The sequence below is a fragment of the Actinomycetospora aurantiaca genome (genome assembly GCF_037401875.1).
GTDB classification, from domain to species: Bacteria; Actinomycetota; Actinomycetes; order Mycobacteriales; family Pseudonocardiaceae; genus Actinomycetospora; species Actinomycetospora aurantiaca.
Genome location: NZ_JBBEGN010000011.1, coordinates 104,748 through 119,893, shown reverse-complemented (window position 1 = coordinate 119,893; position 15,146 = coordinate 104,748). Strand labels below are relative to the sequence as shown.

Genomic DNA, 15,146 nt, shown 5'->3' with positions numbered 1-15,146 from the left:
GCGTGTCTCGCGCGGAGACACTTGCCCTCCGGCGTGTCACCTTGCGTCCCCGGACGGCCTACGACCAGTCCCTGACCCACTCCTTGCGACGTCGCTGGAGGGTGCGGTGGAGCCGCCGGTCGCCCCGGGATCGCGCGCGCACGGTGAGGATGGTGGAGACCTCCTGCAGGAAGCGGAGGACGGTGGCCCGCTCCTCGGCGGTCAGGTCCGCGGCGGCGCCGGCGAGCGGGCTGCGCACGTCCTGCAGCGAGGCGGCGACCACCTCGCCGGTGCCCGCTGCGCGCGTGACGTCGACGTAGCCCGGGACGTCCTGGCCGCGCTCGACCCAGGTCCTCTCCTCCAGCCGTGCCGCCGCCCGGGACGCCGCGGCGTGGCTGAGGGCGACCCGATCGGCGAGGGCCGACAGGCGGAGTGCTCGTGTGACCCCCAGGACCTCCACGATCGCCATCTCCGTGGGGTCCAGGCCGAGCTCGACGGCATTCGCCCGGTGCAGCGCGGTCGCGGCCGGGAGGAGGCGGTCGAGGACATGGTCGGCGATCTGTGCGCAGTCGGGGTCCCTCTCGGGCGCCCACGGGGAGTACCACCACGGGACGATCGAGATGTCGGGCACGTCGGCGACGCTAGGGAGCCGACCCCGTCGGTGGGTGCCGTTCGCGGCCGACTGCTCCGGATGCCGCCCCTCGCGTTGCGGGGCACACACGGTCGGGCGGGCTGGACTCGCGCCGTCGGGGCGTTGCGGGCCGCACACGGGCGCTGGGGTCGCGCCAGCCATGTGGGGCGCGCAACGGAGTGCGGAGCCGAGGGCAATCCGGCCGGCCGTCTGCGGCGCGCAACGCCGCATGGCAGAGGGCGGTTCGGCCTGCCGTGTGTGGCGCGCAACGGGGTGCGGGGCCGAGGGCGATCCGGCTGGCCGTGTGCGGCGCGCAACGAGGTGCGGAGCCGAGGGCGATCCGGCTGGCCGTGTGTGGCGCGCGACGGGGTGCGGGGCCGAGGGCGATCCGGCTGGCCGTGTGCGGCGCGCAACGGGGAGTGGGGCCGAGGGCGATCCGGCTGGCTGTGTGCGGCGCGCAACGGCCGGTATGGCGGAGGGCGATCCGGCTGGCCGTGTGCGGGCCGCAACGCGCGGCGTCGGGAAGGCCCTACTTCGTGTCGAGGACGAGGAAGCCCTCGGCGTAGCGGCGCTCCTCGGGCGGGGTGCCGTCGTGGCACCAGCCCGCCCACTTGGCCTGCGCGTAGCCCCACATCTGCATGCGCTCGGCGAGGTCGGTCATGTGGCCGGTCTGGGACTCGTGGGCGCGCAGGGCCTCGATCTTGCGGTCCATCACGTCGGTGATGTCGACGTAGAGGTCCGCGCCCTCGCCGGGGTTCGCGATGTAGGTCTCCCCCACCGTCCAGGCCTCGAGGCCCTCGTCGGCGAGCAGCTCCGGGTGGGCGAAGGGGTTGCGGGCGTCCGGGTAGACCGCGCACATCGCGGCCTCGCCCGCCGCGGTGTGGTCGGGGTGGCTGCCGTAGGTGCTGCGGACGTTGCGGGTGGGCGACTGCACGACGACGCGGTCCGGGCGGCGCCGGCGGATGGAGCGGGAGATGTCGCGGCGCAGATCGTGGCTGACGTAGAGCCGCCCGTCGGGGTGGCCGAGCCAGTCGATCTCGTGCACGCCGTACACGTCGGCCGCGGCGCGCTGCTCCTTGCGGCGCAGCTCGGCCATCTCGACGCGGCCGACGGCCTCGTCGTACCCGCCGGCGTCGCCGTCGGTGCAGATGCAGTAGTCGACGGTGTTGCCCTCGGCGACCCACTTGGCCACCGAGCCGCCGCTGCCGAAGTCGATGTCGTCGGGGTGCGCGACGATCAGCAGGATGCGTGCCACGATCACCGTTCTACCGGGTCAGGCGCCGAACCGCCGGTAGAGCGGGCGGAGCAGTTCCCGCGCGTCCGGGCCGTCCCTGCCGTCGAGGGTCACCCCGAGCGGCGGCATCTGGTCGAGCAGCTCCTCGGAGTTCGCGGCGAGCCCGGTGGCGCCACCGACCTCGGGCAGGGGCCCACCCGCCGTCCAGAACCGGTCGAGCACCTCGGCCAGCGGCGTGACGGCGGGTCCGACGTCGTCGCGGCGGTCGCGGATGCCCGCGAGCAGGCTCGCCCGGTCGCGGCCGCGCCAGCGCAGGATGAGGAACGGGTCCTCGTCGAACCGCTCGGCCACGAGGTAGGCCACCGCCGCGAGGTGCTTGCAGGGCACCGACCAGTCCGGGCAGGAGCAGTCCATCGGCATCTCGCGGGTGCCGGTCGGGAACAGCGAGAGCCCGACGGCGGCGAAGACGTCCTCGAGGTCGTCGGGGACGGTGCCGCCGAGCAGCGAGGCCGCGTACCAGGAGTCGCGGGCGAAGGCCTGCTCGACGGCCTCCCAGGCCTCGTCGGCGAAGGTCGTGATGCCGATCCGCGCGCGGTAGGGCTCGGCCCGCGACCCCTGCACCGTCGCGACGACCTCCCCCGGCTCGATCGCGAGGTCGATCACCTGGCCGGCCCGGGCGTAGGTCTTGCCGCGGTCCAGCCGTCCCCCGACGCCCAGTCGCTGCAGCACCGCGAGGAACCGGCCGGACCACCACGACTCGCCGATGTCCCCGCGGCGGCTCTTCGCGGCGATGCCGTCCTCGACCGCGATCCGCTTGCCGTACTCGGGGAACTTCTCGCTGAACGGCTCCTTCGGGGCCCGACGTCTAGGCGGCATCGTCGTCGTCCTCCAGGTCGGACTCGTCCTCCGCGGTGGCCCCTGGGTCGAGGGCCACGATCCGGCGCAGCTCGTCCGCCGAGAGTGCGGTCAGCCAGTCCGGGTCGTCCCCGCCATCGCCGATCACCTGCCCGGCGAGGACCCGCTTGCCCTCGATGAGGTCGTCGATGCGCTCCTCGACGGTGCCGCCGCACACCAGCTTGCGGACCTGCACGGTGCGCTTCTGCCCGATGCGGAAGGCGCGGTCGGTGGCCTGGTCCTCGACGGCGGGGTTCCACCAGCGGTCGAGGTGGATCACGTGCTGCGCGGCGGTGAGAGTGAGCCCGGTCCCGCCGGCCTTGAGCGAGAGCAGGAACAGCGGCGGGCCGTCCTCGGACTGGAACGCCTCGACCATCCGGTCGCGGGCCCGCCGCGACGTCCCCCCGTGCAGCCACAGCACCTCGACGCCGAAGCGCCGCGCGAGGTGCGGGGCGAGCTCGTCGCCGAACGCCGTGAACTGGGTGAACAGCAGCGCCTTCTCCCCCGCCGCCAGGATCTCCGCGACGATCTCCTCGACCCGGGCGAGCTTGCCGGAGCGGCGGGCCAGCGGGGAGCCGTCGTGCAGGAGCAGGGCCGGGTGGTCGCAGACCTGCTTGAGCTTGGTGAGGGCGGCGAGGACGCGGCCCCGGCGCTCGATCCCCTCCTTGCCCGCCGTCTCCAGCCCGTGCAGCGTCTCGGTCATCTCGTCGACGACCACCTGGTACAGCGACGCCTGCTCGGCGGTCAGGCTGCACCGCTCGACGGTCTCGATCTTGTCCGGCAGGTCGTCCACGACGGCGCGGTCGGTCTTGACCCGCCGCAGCAGGAACGGCCGGACGGCGGTCTGGAGACGCTTCGCGACGTCGGAGCGGCCATGGCGCTCGATCGGCACCGCGTAGCGGTCGCGGAACGCGGTGATGCCGCCGAGCAGCCCCGGGTTGACCGCGTCCATGATCGACCACAGCTCCGCGAGCCGGTTCTCCACCGGCGTCCCGGTCAGGGCGACCCGGTGGGCCGCGTCGACGGTCCGGACGGCCCGCGCGGCGCGGGAGCGGTTGTTCTTGACCAGCTGCGCCTCGTCCAGGACGAGCCGGTGATAGCGGTGGCGGGACAGCTCCGCGACGTCGCGGGTCAGGGTGCCGTAGGACGTCACGACGAGGTCGGCCGCGGCCAGCACCGCCGTGAGGTCCCCCGTCGCCCGGCCGGCGCCGTGGTGCACGACCACCCGCAGCCCGGGGGTGAACCGTGCGGCCTCCCGCTGCCAGTTCCCGACGACGGAGGTCGGGGCCACCAGCAGGGTCGGCGCGAGCTCCTCGGTGCGCTCGTGGGCCTCCAGGGCCAGGACCTGCAGCGTCTTGCCCAGCCCCATGTCGTCGGCGAGGACCCCACCGACCCGCAGGCCGGACAGGAACGCCAACCACGAGACCCCGCGCCGTTGGTAGGGCCGCAGCGTCGCCTCGAGCGCGGGCGGGTCGTCGAGCAGTTCGAGCTGCGCGTCGACGGCGCCCGCGAGCAGCGCACCCAGCGGCCCGCTGGCGGACACGTCCTCGACGGGCAGCGGCGCGGCCCATTCCGGGGGCAGGTCGTCGTGGTAGGCCGAGTGCAGGGTCAGGACGTCGCCGACGGTCCCCTCGGCCGGCGCCCGGTCGAGGAACTCCAGCCCCGCGCGGAGCCGCTCGGGGTCGACGGCCACCCACCGCCCGCGCAGGAACACCAGGGGCGCCTTGGCGTGCACCAGGGCGCGCATCTCCTCGTCGGAGAGGGACTCCCCGTCGACGGCGAGCTTCCACGAGAACTCGACGAGCTCCTCGCGGCGCAACCGGCCGTTCGTCGCGACGACGCCCTCGGGACCCGCGCCGCCCGCGGTCGCCGTGAGACCGAGCTTCGCGGGTTCCGTCCACCAGCTCGGCAGCAGCACCCCGAACCCGGCGCGGTCGAGCGCGGACGCGACGTGCAGCAGGAAGTGGTGGGTGCCCTCCCGGTCGAGCTCCATCCCGGTCGGGCGCGGGACCCGCAGGGCATCGGTCAGCTCCGGGTAGAGCGCGGCCGCCCGACCGAGCTCGGCGAGCAGCTCCTCGCTGGGATCGTCCAGCCAGCGTCGCAACGACCCGGCGTCGCGCCAGATCGACTCGGCCGTGACCCGCAGGCTCGGGTCCTGCGACGACTGCAGCGAGAACTCCAGCCAGAAGCGTGGCTCGCCGTCCACCGCGTGCCCGAGGTCGTCGACGACGATCTCGGTCAGCCGGAACGTGCCCCGGGCCGGCCCGGCGTGCGGGGCGCCCACGACCTCCCACCGGGCGAGGCCCTCGTCCAGCTCGCCGGCCCCGACCGCTGTGAGCAGGGCCGGGGCGGGCGGCTCGTCGGCCAGGCGGTGCCGGGCCTCGGCGTCCGCGAACACGGTGAGCGCCTCGGTGACGACCTCCGCCGGGTCCGGTCCGACGCCGTCGGCCAGCGGTGTCCCGTCGACCGCCTCGGCCCGCACGGCCGGCGGGAGGGCTGCAGCGAACGCGTCGGCGGCCACGAGGTCGCGACCCTGCAGGACCGGGCGCCAGCCGAGCGGCCCGCCGTCGTGACCCGTATCGGGAGCGGGGAGGAGCCGGCCGCGGGAGACCAGGTCGGCGGCGAACGCGGCGAGCGCGCGCAGCACCGCGAACTCGGGCCCCTCCCCCGGCAACGGCTCGGAGTGCCGCAACGCCCCGGCGTCCAGTTCGAGCACGGGCACGGTCCACGGGGCGAGCGCCGCGGGCGCCTCGTCGGAGTCCGAGCGGACGGGGCGGCGGTCGGCGCTGCCCGGGCCGCCGGTCGAGGGCAGGTGCAGGACCGCCTGGCCCTCGCCCCCCGTCGTCGCCAGCGCCGCCGCCACGGCCCGGAGCTGCTCGTGGTCCGCGGCGAACGGGTGCGGACGGGCACCGCGGGCCCGGCTGCGGGGCGTCCCCCCGGCGAGGCGCGCCGGATCCTCGGCCCACAGGCAGAGTCCGCGGCCGGGCGACCACGCGGCGTGCAGCGCGAGCATGCGCTCCAGTCTGCCCGTGCGGGGATCAGACGAACTGCACCTGCCCGTTCGCCACGGTCGTCGCGACCGGCGTGAGCCCGCTCTCGGCCGGCCCCTTCTTCAGGGCGCCCGACGTGGCGTCGAACTGGCTGCCGTGGTTGGGGCAGGTGATGGTGCCGCCCTCCGGCGCGTCGACCGGGGTGCCCTGGTGTGGGCAGGCCGCGTCGAAGGCCTTGATGACGCCGGCCTGGGGCTGGGTCAGCACGACGGGACCGTTCGGCCCCTCGACGACGGTGCCCCCGCCGACCGGGACCTGGGCGACCGGGATTCCGCCGCCCGCGGGCGGGGCGGCGGTGGTGCCGCCTCCTGCGGCCGGGGGCGCCTCGGCGCCCGAGGAGCAGGCCGCCAGGGCGGCGGGCGCGGCGAGGGCGACGACGAGCCCGCAGAGGGCCCGACGGCGGGTCAGGCCGGTCGCGTTCGGGGTCGGCTCGGTGGTCACGGGTGGGGCCTCCGTCGGGTCGCGGTGGTGGTCGCGGCTGGCGGTCGACGCTACTCGGGCCCCTGGTCCGGGAGCGCGAGCAGTCCGGCGACGACGTCGTCCAGGCTCTCCGCCGACACGTGCGGCCGGAGTACGGCGTCGGGCACCCGCCCCTCCAGCCGCTCGCAGAAGCCGCCGACCAGCCCGGCGGCCAGCGCCCCGTGCACGTCCCACGAGTGCACCGCGACCAGGGCGGTGCGCGCCGCGTCGCCCCCGATCCGCTGCACGGCGAAGTCGTAGACCCGCCGTGGTGGCTTGAACGTCGCGATCTCCTCGCAGGAGAACACGTCGGCGAGCAGGTCCCGGACACCGGCGGCCTCGAGGGCGGCGGCCGCCGTCGCGGCCGAGCCGTGCGTGAACCCGTAGGCCGGGACGCCGGCGTCGCGCAGGAGCGTGAACGCCTCGCGGACGTCGTCGTGGGCGGGGAGCTCGCGGAACCCGTCGAGGACGGAGGCGACCTGGTCGTCGGTGAGGTCACGGCCGCTGGTGCGCCGCAGCATGTCCGCGGCGACGACCCGGAACGCGGGCGCCTCCCCCGCGAGCGTCATCGCCATGCCCTGGTGCAGCAGCCGGGCGAAGAACAGTTCCAGCTCGTGCTCCGGGCGGCCGAGCGCCACGAACCGGGGACGCAGGCCCTCGAGCTGCAGGCAGGTCTCGAAGACGTCGAACAGCACGACCTTCGGACGGCGGGCCGGCGCGGTGTCGGTCATGGGTGCTCATCGTGCCGGGCGCCCGGGTGCGCGGCGCGGTGGGCGTGGAACCGGGTAGGCGCCGGCGTTGCAGGACGCACACGGGTGGAGGCCTGCGCACGGCGCGGCACTCGCGTTGCGGGACGCACACGGCCGGAGGCCCGCGCACGGTGCGGCACTCGCGTTGCGCGACGCACACGGCCGGAGGCCCGCGCACGGCGCGGCACTCGCGTTGCGGGACGCACACGGCCGGAGACCGACGCAGGTCGCGGAACCTGCGTTGCGAGACGCAACGCTCGCGCAGAGGTGGACCGGCCGGCCTGGCCGTGTGCGGCACGCAACGCTCGCGCAGAGGTGGACCGACCGGCCCGGCCGTGTGCGGGACGCAACGCGGGGTTCGGGGTAGGTCGAGCGGGCGGGCCGTGTGCGCGAGGCAACGGCGGCGCGCCCGGCAGGACCCGCCGTCAGGAACGGGCGAGATCCGCGTTGACCCGCGAGGGCCAGGCCGGGCCACCGTAGACGAACCCGGTGTAGGACTGCACGAGCGTCGCCCCGGCCTCGAGGCGCCACCGGGCCTCGGCGGCGTCGTCGATCCCGCCGACCGAGACGATCGTCAGGCGGCCGCCGACGCGGGCGACGAGGCGCGCCAGGACCCGCCGGGCCGGCTCGAGCAGCGGGGCACCCGACAGGCCCCCGGCGCCGCACGCGTCGACCACGGCCGGGTCGGACGCCAGGCCGGTGCGGGCCACGGTCGTGTTCGTGGCAACGATCCCGTCCAGGCCCGCGCCGACGGCGAGGTCGGCTACCGCGTCCACCCCGTCGTCGTCGAGGTCCGCGGTGATCTTCACCAGCAGCGGCGTCGTCCCGAGCTCGTCGCGGACGGCCGCGAGCAGCGGCTCCAGCGCGTCCACGCCCTGCAGGTCGCGGAGGCCGGGGGTGTTCGGGGAGGACACGTTGACCACGACGTAGTCGGCGAGCGGGCCGAGGACGCGGGCGGAGTACCGGTAGTCGGCCACCGTCTGCTCCGGCCCGGTCGCGGCCTTGGAGCGGCCGATGTTCACGCCCAGGACGGTGCCGAGCGGGCCTCCGCGTCGCAGGGTCGCGAGCCGCTCGCCCACCGCGTCCGCGCCGGCGTTGTTGAAGCCCATCCGGTTGACCAGCGCGCGGTCGTCGGGCAGGCGGAAGAGTCGGGGTCGCGGGTTGCCGGGCTGCGGGCGCGCGGTGACCGTGCCGATCTCCACGGCGCCGAACCCGAGCCGGGCCAGCCCCCGCACGCCCTCGGCGTCCTTGTCGTACCCGGCGGCGACGCCCAGCGGGGACGGGAAGGTCAGGCCCATCGCGTGGACCGCGAGCGACGGGTCGGGCGTGCGATCCGGGAGGACCGGGGTCGCGGCCGCGAGGGCCCGCAGCCCGATCCGGTGGGTGCGCTCGGCCGGGACGCGGACGGCGACGTGCCGGAAGAGGCTCTCGTAGGGCGTCATGCGTACTGCGCGTGCAGGTCCCGGAGCCGCTTCACGCCGGCCACGGCGTGCTCCTTGTCGACCGCCTGGATGGCCGCGACGACCAGGTACTCGTCGTCCGGGAGGTCCAGACGCGCGAACTGCGCGCCGTCGGGGAAGCTGATCGCGACGACGTCGGCCCAGGCCACCCGCCGCGTCAGGAGCGTCGCCCGGACCTCGACACCCCCGGAGCCCGCCCGCAGCCGCGGCCGGGTGAACAGCAGCGCCCCGCCCGCGAGCAGCAACCCGAGCACGACCATCGCGACCTGGTCGGCGGGCCGGAAGTTGAACCCGGCCGACTCGACGTACACCAGGAGCGCGCCGGAGGCGAAGAACGCGAACAGCAGGACCGCGATGATCCAGGCGACCCAGCGGATGCGCCGCGGGCGGACCTCCAGCTCCACCGGGCCCAGGTCGAGCCCCTCGGGCGGGACGACGACCGGGCTGTCGGCACTCATCGCGCGAACCCCACCGGCGCCCGGCGCCCGCCCTCGCGCAGCTCGGCGAGGGTGAGGGCGGCGTCCAGCGCGGCGACGACGGCCTCGAAGCCCTTGTCCTCCGTCGACTCCGGCGTCCCGGCGCGCTCCCAGGCCTGGTCGAGGTCCTCCGTCGTCAGGACCCCGTTGCCGACCGGCGTGCGCTCGTCGAGCCCGACGCGCAGCAGCCCGGCGGTGACCGCGTCGCAGACGTAGTCGAAGTGCGGCGTCGCCCCGCGGATCACCACACCGAGCCCGACGACGGCGTCGTGCCCGGCCGCCAGCCCCTGGCACACCACCGGCAGCTCCATCGCCCCGGCGACCCGGACGATGGTCGGGGACTCCACGTTGCCGCGCTCGGCCGCGAGCAGCGCCCGCTCGAGCATGGTCTCGACGATCTCGGCGTTCCAGCGGGTGGCCGCGATCCCGAGGCGCAGGCCCGTGGCGTCCGGTACCGCGATCTCGGGACGTCCCTGCGTGCTCATGCGCCCGACTCGCTGTTGACCAGGCCGTCCTCGTAGGCGTCCAGGCCCTCGAGGTCGTGCCCCATGCGGTCCCGCTTGGTGCGCAGGTAGCGCAGGTTCTCCGGCGTGGCGCGCAGCGGGAGGGCGACCCGGTCGAGGATCTCCAGGCCGTAGCCCTCCAGCCCGGCGCGCTTCTCCGGGTTGTTGGTCAGCAGCCGCATGCTCCGCACGCCCAGGTCGGCGAGGATCTGGGCCCCGGTGCCGTAGTCGCGGGCGTCGGCGGGCATGCCGAGCGCGAGGTTGGCGTCGACGGTGTCCGCGCCGGCGTCCTGGAGCTGGTAGGCCTGCAGCTTGTGGATCAGGCCGATCCCCCGGCCCTCGTGGCCGCGCACATAGAGCACCACCCCGCGGCCCTCCGCCGCGACCGCGGCCATGGCGGCGTCGAGCTGCGGGCCGCAGTCGCAGCGCCGGGAGCGCAGCACGTCGCCGGTGAGGCACTCGGAGTGCACGCGGACGAGCACGTCCTCGCCGTCGCCGATGTCGCCGTAGACCAGGGCGACGTGCTCGATGCCGTCGAGCAGCGAGTCGTAGCCGTAGGCGACGAAGTCGCCGTGGTCGGTGGGGATGTTGGCGTGCGCGACCTGGGCCACCTGCTTCTCCGAGCGGCGCCGGTAGGCGATCAGGTCCTTGATCGTGATGAGCGTCAGGTCGTGCTCGTCGGCGAAGACCGCGAGCTCGTCGTAGCGCGCCATCTCCCCGTCGTCCTTCTGGGACACGATCTCGCAGATCGCGCCGGCCGGGACCAGGCCGGCGAGGCGCGCGAGGTCGACGGCCGCCTCGGTGTGGCCCGGGCGGCGCAGCACCCCGCCCTCGCGGGCGCGCAGCGGGACGATGTGGCCGGGCCGGGAGAGGTCGGCGGCGGTGCTGGCGGGGTCGGCGAGCACCCGGATCGTGCGGGCGCGGTCGGTGCCCGAGATGCCGGTGCCGATGCCCTCGCGGGCGTCGACCGAGACCGTGTAGGCGGTGCCGTGGCGGTCCTGGTTGATCGAGTGGGCGGGCGGCAGGTCCAGGACGTCGCACGCCTCCGCGGTGAGCGGGACGCAGATGTAGCCCGAGGTGTAGCGGACCATGAACGACACCAGTTCCGGCGTCGCCTTCTCGGCCGCGAAGATCAGGTCGCCCTCGTTCTCGCGGTCCTCGTCGTCGACGACCACCACCGCCTTGCCGTCGGCGATGTCGGCGATGGCCCGTTCGATGTGCTCGAAGCCGTCCACGTGATTCATGCTCCCGACTCCCGCGTCGTCCCGCTCGCCCCGAGCAGGCGCTCCACGTACTTGGCGACCACGTCGACCTCCAGGTTCACCGTCTCCCCCACGGCGCGCGACCCGAGGGTCGTGTCCGCGAGGGTCGTCGGGATCAGGCCGACGGAGAACCCGTCGTCGTCGACCTCGGTCACGGTCAGGCTGACGCCGTCCACGGCGATCGAGCCCTTCTCGACGACGTAGCGGGCGATCCCGACCCCGCCGTCGGTCGTGCGCGGCGTGGTGAACCGCACCGCCGTCCAGTGCTCGGAGGCCTCGACCGCGGCGACCGTCGCGGTGCCGTCGACGTGCCCCTGCACGATGTGCCCGCCCAGCCGGGCGCCGGCGGCCAGCGCGCGCTCGAGGTTGACCGGCGTGCCCGCGGCCGCGTCGGCCAGGCTGGAGCGGCGCAGGGTCTCCCCCATGACGTCCACCGCGAACGAGTCCGGCGCCGGGTCGACCACGGTCAGGCACACCCCGTTGACGGCGATCGAGTCGCCCGGGCGGGCGTCGGAGACCACCAGCGGGCCCCGGATCCGCAGGCGGGCGGAGTCCGCCAGCGGGGTGACGTCGACGATCTCGCCGACCTCCTCCACGATCCCCGTGAACACTCGCCGCTCCCTGCCCTCGTCACTCCGGTGGCCGTCCCGGTGCACCGTCGTTGCCTGCATCATCCTCGCGTGGTCCGCCGTCGCCGGGGGCGTCCCCGGTGAGACCGGCCACTGCTGAGGTTACTCGCCGGTAGTGTCCCGGCGGTGCGGCGAGACGCCCGCCGCCTGCTCGCGCAGGGCCCGGACCGCACGGGAGGGGTCGTCCGCGCCGTAGACCGCGCTGCCGGCGACGAAGCAGTCGACGCCCGCCTCGGCGGCCTGCTCCACCGTGTCGGCGCTGATGCCGCCGTCGATCTCCACGAGCACCTGCAGGTGCCCGGTGTCGACCAGGCGCCGCGCGGTGCGGACCTTGTCCAGCACCTCGGGCATGAAGCTCTGGCCGCCGAAGCCGGGCTCGACGCTCATGACGAGCAGGGTGTCGTAGTCGCGCAGGACCTCCACCCAGTCCTCGAGCGGCGTGCCCGGCTTCACCGACAGCCCGGCGAGGGCGCCCGCGGCCCGCAGGTCCTTCGCGATCTTGCGCGGGTCGTGCGCGGCCTCGGCGTGCACCGTCACGTTGTGCGCGCCGGCCTCGGCGTACGGCGGGGCCCAGCGGTCCGGGTCCTCGATCATCAGGTGGCAGTCGAGCGGGATGTCGGTGGCCCGCAGCAGGCTCTCCACCACCGGCAGGCCGAGCGTCAGGTTGGGCACGAAGTGCGCGTCCATGACGTCCACGTGCAGCCAGTCCGAGCCGGTGACGGCGGCCGCCTCGTCGGCGAGGTGGGCGAAGTCCGCGGAGAGGATGCTGGGTGCGATGAGCGGGGCGGGCACGGCCCCAGTCTGTCGCACCCGCGATCAGGTGACCCGGCGCAGGGTCGCGCAGTACATCGCGTCGGTGCCGTGCCGGTGCGGCCACAGCTGGATCCCCGGCCCGTCCCCGACGGTGGCCGCGTCCAGCTCGGGGAGGGCGGCCGCGGTGTCGAGCACCTCGGCGCCGGTCGCCTCCACGACCGCGCGGACCACCTCGACGGTCTCGGCCGGGTGCGGCGAGCAGGTGGCGTACGTGACGACCCCGCCGGGACGGACGCGCTCGAGGGCGTGGGTGAGCAGGTCGCGCTGCAGCGCGGTGAGCTCGGCGACGTCCTCGGGGCGGCGCCGCCAGCGGGCCTCCGGGCGGCGGCGCAGGGCGCCGAGCCCGGTGCAGGGAGCATCGACGAGCACCCGGTCGTAGGCGGCCTCGGGCAGGGCGATCTCGCGGGCGTCGCCGGTGTGCACCCGGACCGGCAGCCCCGCGGTGGCCTTCTCGACGAGCGCCGCGCGGTGCGGGGCGCGGTCGACGGCGTCGAGGGTCGCGCCCTCGATCGCGCCGAGCGCACCGAGCATCGCGGCCTTCCCGCCGGGGCCCGCGCAGAGGTCGAGCCACAGCTCGTCGCGCCCGGTCAGCGGGGCGCGGGCCGCCGCGAGGGCCACCAGCTGGCTGCCCTCGTCCTGGACGACGGCCAGCCCCTCGCGCACCGGCTCGAGGTCGCCCGGGTCGCCGCCCTCGGTGAGCAGCACGCCGTAGGGCGACCACGGGGCCTCGTCGCCGCCGGTGACCGCCGCGAGCTCCTCGGCACTGATCTCGCCGGGGCGGGCGGCGAGGTGCACGGCGGGGCGGGCGTCGTCGGCGGCGAGGGCGGCGTCGAGCTCCGTCCCGGGCAGCGCCGCCGCGAACACCTCCGCGATCCACCGCGGGTGCGCGTGCACGAACGCGACGTGGCCCACCGGGTCGGTGGCCGCGTCGGGGGCGAGCTCGGCGACCCAGGCGTCCTCGTCGCGCTCGGCGACCCGCCGCAGCACGGCGTTGACGAAGCCGGTGGGCTTGGACCCAGCGCGGGAACGCACCAGCTCGACGGTGGCGCCCACCGCGGCGTGGGCCGGGATCCGGGTGCGCAGCAGCTGCTGGGCACCCAGGCGCAGGGCGTCCAGGACGACGCCGTCGAGCCGGTCCAGCGGCCGGTCGACGCAGGCGCCGAGCACCGCGTCGAGCAGACCCCGCGCGCGGCAGGCCCCGTAGGCCAGGTCGGTGGCCAGGGCCGCGTCCCGCCCGGACACCCGGCGCTCGCGCAGCAGCCGCGGGAGGGTCAGGTTGGCGTACGCGTCGTCCTCCCGGACCGCGCGCAGCGTGTCGAGCGCCGCCTCCCGGGCGGGGTCGCCCTGCGGCGGGCGGTTCGGGCCCGACCGCCCCCGCGGCGGCCCGGAGCGGTGCGGCTTCGCGCCGGTGCGGCGCGGGCCGCGCCCCGAGCGGTGGCCGCCCGGCGGCACGGAGCTGTCGGTCATCGCCCGCCCCCGTCGCTCCGCTCGCCCAGGTCGAACCGCTCCCCCGCCGCGGGCTGCGCCCCCCGGGTCCAGTCGACCGCGGGCATCGCGGGCCTGCCCGCCGGCTGCACCGTACCGAGGGCCACGGGGGCGGCGGCGGTGCCCACCAGCACCCGCCTGCGCTCGACGACGATCTCGCCCGGCGGCAGGTCGTCGAAACCCGTCGTCGTGACCGGTCCGATCTTGACCCGGGCGCCCCGGAACTCCGTCCACGCCCCGGGCGCCGGGGTGACCGAGCGGACGTGCCGGTCGATCGCGAGCGGGGGGTCGGTCCAGCGCACGCGGGCGTCGTCCACCGTGACCTTGGGGGCGAGGGAGACGCCCTCGCCGGGTTGCGGCACGGGGTGCAGGGACCCGTCGGCGATGCCGTCGAGGGTCGCCGCGAGCAGGCCCGCGCCGCTGTCGGCGAGCCGTCCGAGCAGGGACCCCGCGGTGTCGTCGTCGGCGATCGGCTCGGTGACGGTGCCGAACACCGGCCCGGTGTCCATGCCCTCCTCGAGCCGGAACGTGCTCGCCCCGGTGATCGCGTCGCCGGCGCGGATCGCGGCCTGCACCGGGGCGGCGCCCCGCCACGCGGGCAGCAGCGAGAAGTGCAGGTTCACCCAGCCGTGGGGCGGGATCGCGAGCGCCGCGGGCCGCAGCAGGTTGCCGTAGGCGACGACGGGCGCGCAGTCGGGCGCGAGCGCGGCGAGCCGGGCGAGGAACTCCGGGTCGGAGGCCTTCACGGGGGTGAGGACCTCGACGCCCGCCGCGTCGGCCAACTGCCCGACCGGGGAGCGCTGCAGGCGGCGCTTCCGCCCGGCCGGGGCGTCCGGGCGGGTGAGCACCGCGACGACCTCGTGCCGGCCGTCGTCGAGCAGGCGGCGCAGCGCGGGCACGGCGGGCTCCGGCGTCCCGGCGAAGACGAGCCGCATCTACCGGACGCCCCCGAACAGCGGGTTGGTGGGCCCGGCGGTGTGCGGGTTCTGCTTGATCCGCGGCGGGGCGGTCGGGTCGAACCAGTCGGCCTGCCGGATCGCCGCCATCGCCTCCTTGCGGGTGGCCGCGTCGAGGCGGTCGAGGAAGAGCACGCCGTCGAGGTGGTCGGTCTCGTGCTGGATCGCCCGGGCGAGCATCGCGGTGCCCTCGACCCGCAGCGGCTCGCCGTGCATGTCCCACCCGGTCGCCACGACGTGGTCCCAGCGGGTGCAGTCCCACCGGAACCCGGGGATCGACAGGCAGCCCTCCGGCCCGGTCTGCTCGTCCTCGCCGAGGACCGTCCAGGTCGGGTTGACCAGGTGGCCGTGCATGTCCTCGCCCGCGCGGTAGGTGAACACCCGCAGCCCGACGCCGATCTGCGGCGCCGCGAGCCCGGCGCCGCCCTGCTCGCGCATGGTCTCGTCGAGGTCGGCGACGAGCTGGCGGAGCTCCTTGTCGAACGTGGTCACCTCGGACGCGCGTTCCCGCAGGACGGGGTCCCCGAAGTAGCGGACGGGCTGGACGGTCACGGTCGTCCAGTCTA

Annotated in this window: 15 protein-coding genes; all 15 read right to left on the bottom strand. The window is 75.7% G+C overall.

The features are described 5' to 3' along the window. Positions 1-58: 58 nt before the first annotated feature. Entirely contained in the window at positions 59-610 is a 552-nt protein-coding gene (locus tag WCD74_RS20775) for a MarR family transcriptional regulator (RefSeq protein WP_337696778.1), read from the bottom strand. Between the two features lie 529 nt (positions 611-1,139). After that, a complete protein-coding gene (locus tag WCD74_RS20770) occupies positions 1,140-1,865 on the bottom strand; it encodes a PIG-L deacetylase family protein (protein WP_337696777.1) in 726 nt (241 codons plus the stop codon). A gap of 18 nt (positions 1,866-1,883) precedes the next feature. Continuing rightward, positions 1,884-2,720 (bottom strand): SWIM zinc finger family protein, encoded by an 837-nt coding sequence (locus tag WCD74_RS20765; protein ID WP_337696776.1) that lies wholly within the window; start codon positions 2,718-2,720, stop codon positions 1,884-1,886. Further along, positions 2,710-5,751, bottom strand: coding sequence for a DEAD/DEAH box helicase (locus WCD74_RS20760; protein WP_337696775.1), 3,042 nt, complete (start codon positions 5,749-5,751; stop codon positions 2,710-2,712). Before WCD74_RS20760 ends, WCD74_RS20765 begins: the two co-directional genes overlap by 11 nt. Before the next feature lie 25 nt (positions 5,752-5,776). Then, positions 5,777-6,229: a Rieske (2Fe-2S) protein gene (locus tag WCD74_RS20755; RefSeq protein ID WP_337696774.1), complete on the bottom strand. Its 453-nt coding sequence runs from the start codon at positions 6,227-6,229 to the stop codon at positions 5,777-5,779. A 50-nt stretch (positions 6,230-6,279) separates the two neighbouring features. After that, entirely contained in the window at positions 6,280-6,978 is a 699-nt protein-coding gene (locus tag WCD74_RS20750; protein WP_337696773.1) for an HAD family hydrolase, read from the bottom strand. A gap of 443 nt (positions 6,979-7,421) precedes the next feature. Then, positions 7,422-8,438 (bottom strand): quinone-dependent dihydroorotate dehydrogenase, encoded by a 1,017-nt coding sequence (locus tag WCD74_RS20745; protein ID WP_337696772.1) that lies wholly within the window; start codon positions 8,436-8,438, stop codon positions 7,422-7,424. Then, complete coding sequence (locus WCD74_RS20740) at positions 8,435-8,914, bottom strand: PH domain-containing protein (protein WP_337696771.1); 480 nt, start codon at positions 8,912-8,914, stop codon at positions 8,435-8,437. Before WCD74_RS20740 ends, WCD74_RS20745 begins: the two co-directional genes overlap by 4 nt. Further along, complete coding sequence (gene ribH, locus WCD74_RS20735; RefSeq protein ID WP_337696770.1) at positions 8,911-9,417, bottom strand: 6,7-dimethyl-8-ribityllumazine synthase; 507 nt, start codon at positions 9,415-9,417, stop codon at positions 8,911-8,913. The genes WCD74_RS20740 and ribH overlap by 4 nt, the downstream gene beginning before the upstream one ends. Then, a complete protein-coding gene (locus WCD74_RS20730) occupies positions 9,414-10,679 on the bottom strand; it encodes a bifunctional 3,4-dihydroxy-2-butanone-4-phosphate synthase/GTP cyclohydrolase II (protein ID WP_337696769.1) in 1,266 nt (421 codons plus the stop codon). The genes ribH and WCD74_RS20730 overlap by 4 nt, the downstream gene beginning before the upstream one ends. After that, complete coding sequence (locus WCD74_RS20725) at positions 10,676-11,308, bottom strand: riboflavin synthase (protein WP_337696768.1); 633 nt, start codon at positions 11,306-11,308, stop codon at positions 10,676-10,678. The genes WCD74_RS20730 and WCD74_RS20725 overlap by 4 nt, the downstream gene beginning before the upstream one ends. Before the next feature lie 120 nt (positions 11,309-11,428). Continuing rightward, positions 11,429-12,118, bottom strand: coding sequence for a ribulose-phosphate 3-epimerase (rpe, locus tag WCD74_RS20720; RefSeq protein WP_337696767.1), 690 nt, complete (start codon positions 12,116-12,118; stop codon positions 11,429-11,431). A gap of 24 nt (positions 12,119-12,142) precedes the next feature. After that, entirely contained in the window at positions 12,143-13,606 is a 1,464-nt protein-coding gene (locus tag WCD74_RS20715) for an RsmB/NOP family class I SAM-dependent RNA methyltransferase (protein ID WP_337696766.1), read from the bottom strand. After that, on the bottom strand, positions 13,603-14,559 hold the full coding sequence (gene fmt / locus WCD74_RS20710; RefSeq protein WP_337696765.1) for a methionyl-tRNA formyltransferase: 957 nt from the start codon (positions 14,557-14,559) through the stop codon (positions 13,603-13,605). The genes WCD74_RS20715 and fmt overlap by 4 nt, the downstream gene beginning before the upstream one ends. Then, complete coding sequence (def, locus tag WCD74_RS20705; protein ID WP_337696764.1) at positions 14,560-15,132, bottom strand: peptide deformylase; 573 nt, start codon at positions 15,130-15,132, stop codon at positions 14,560-14,562. Between the last annotated feature and the right edge of the window lie 14 nt (positions 15,133-15,146).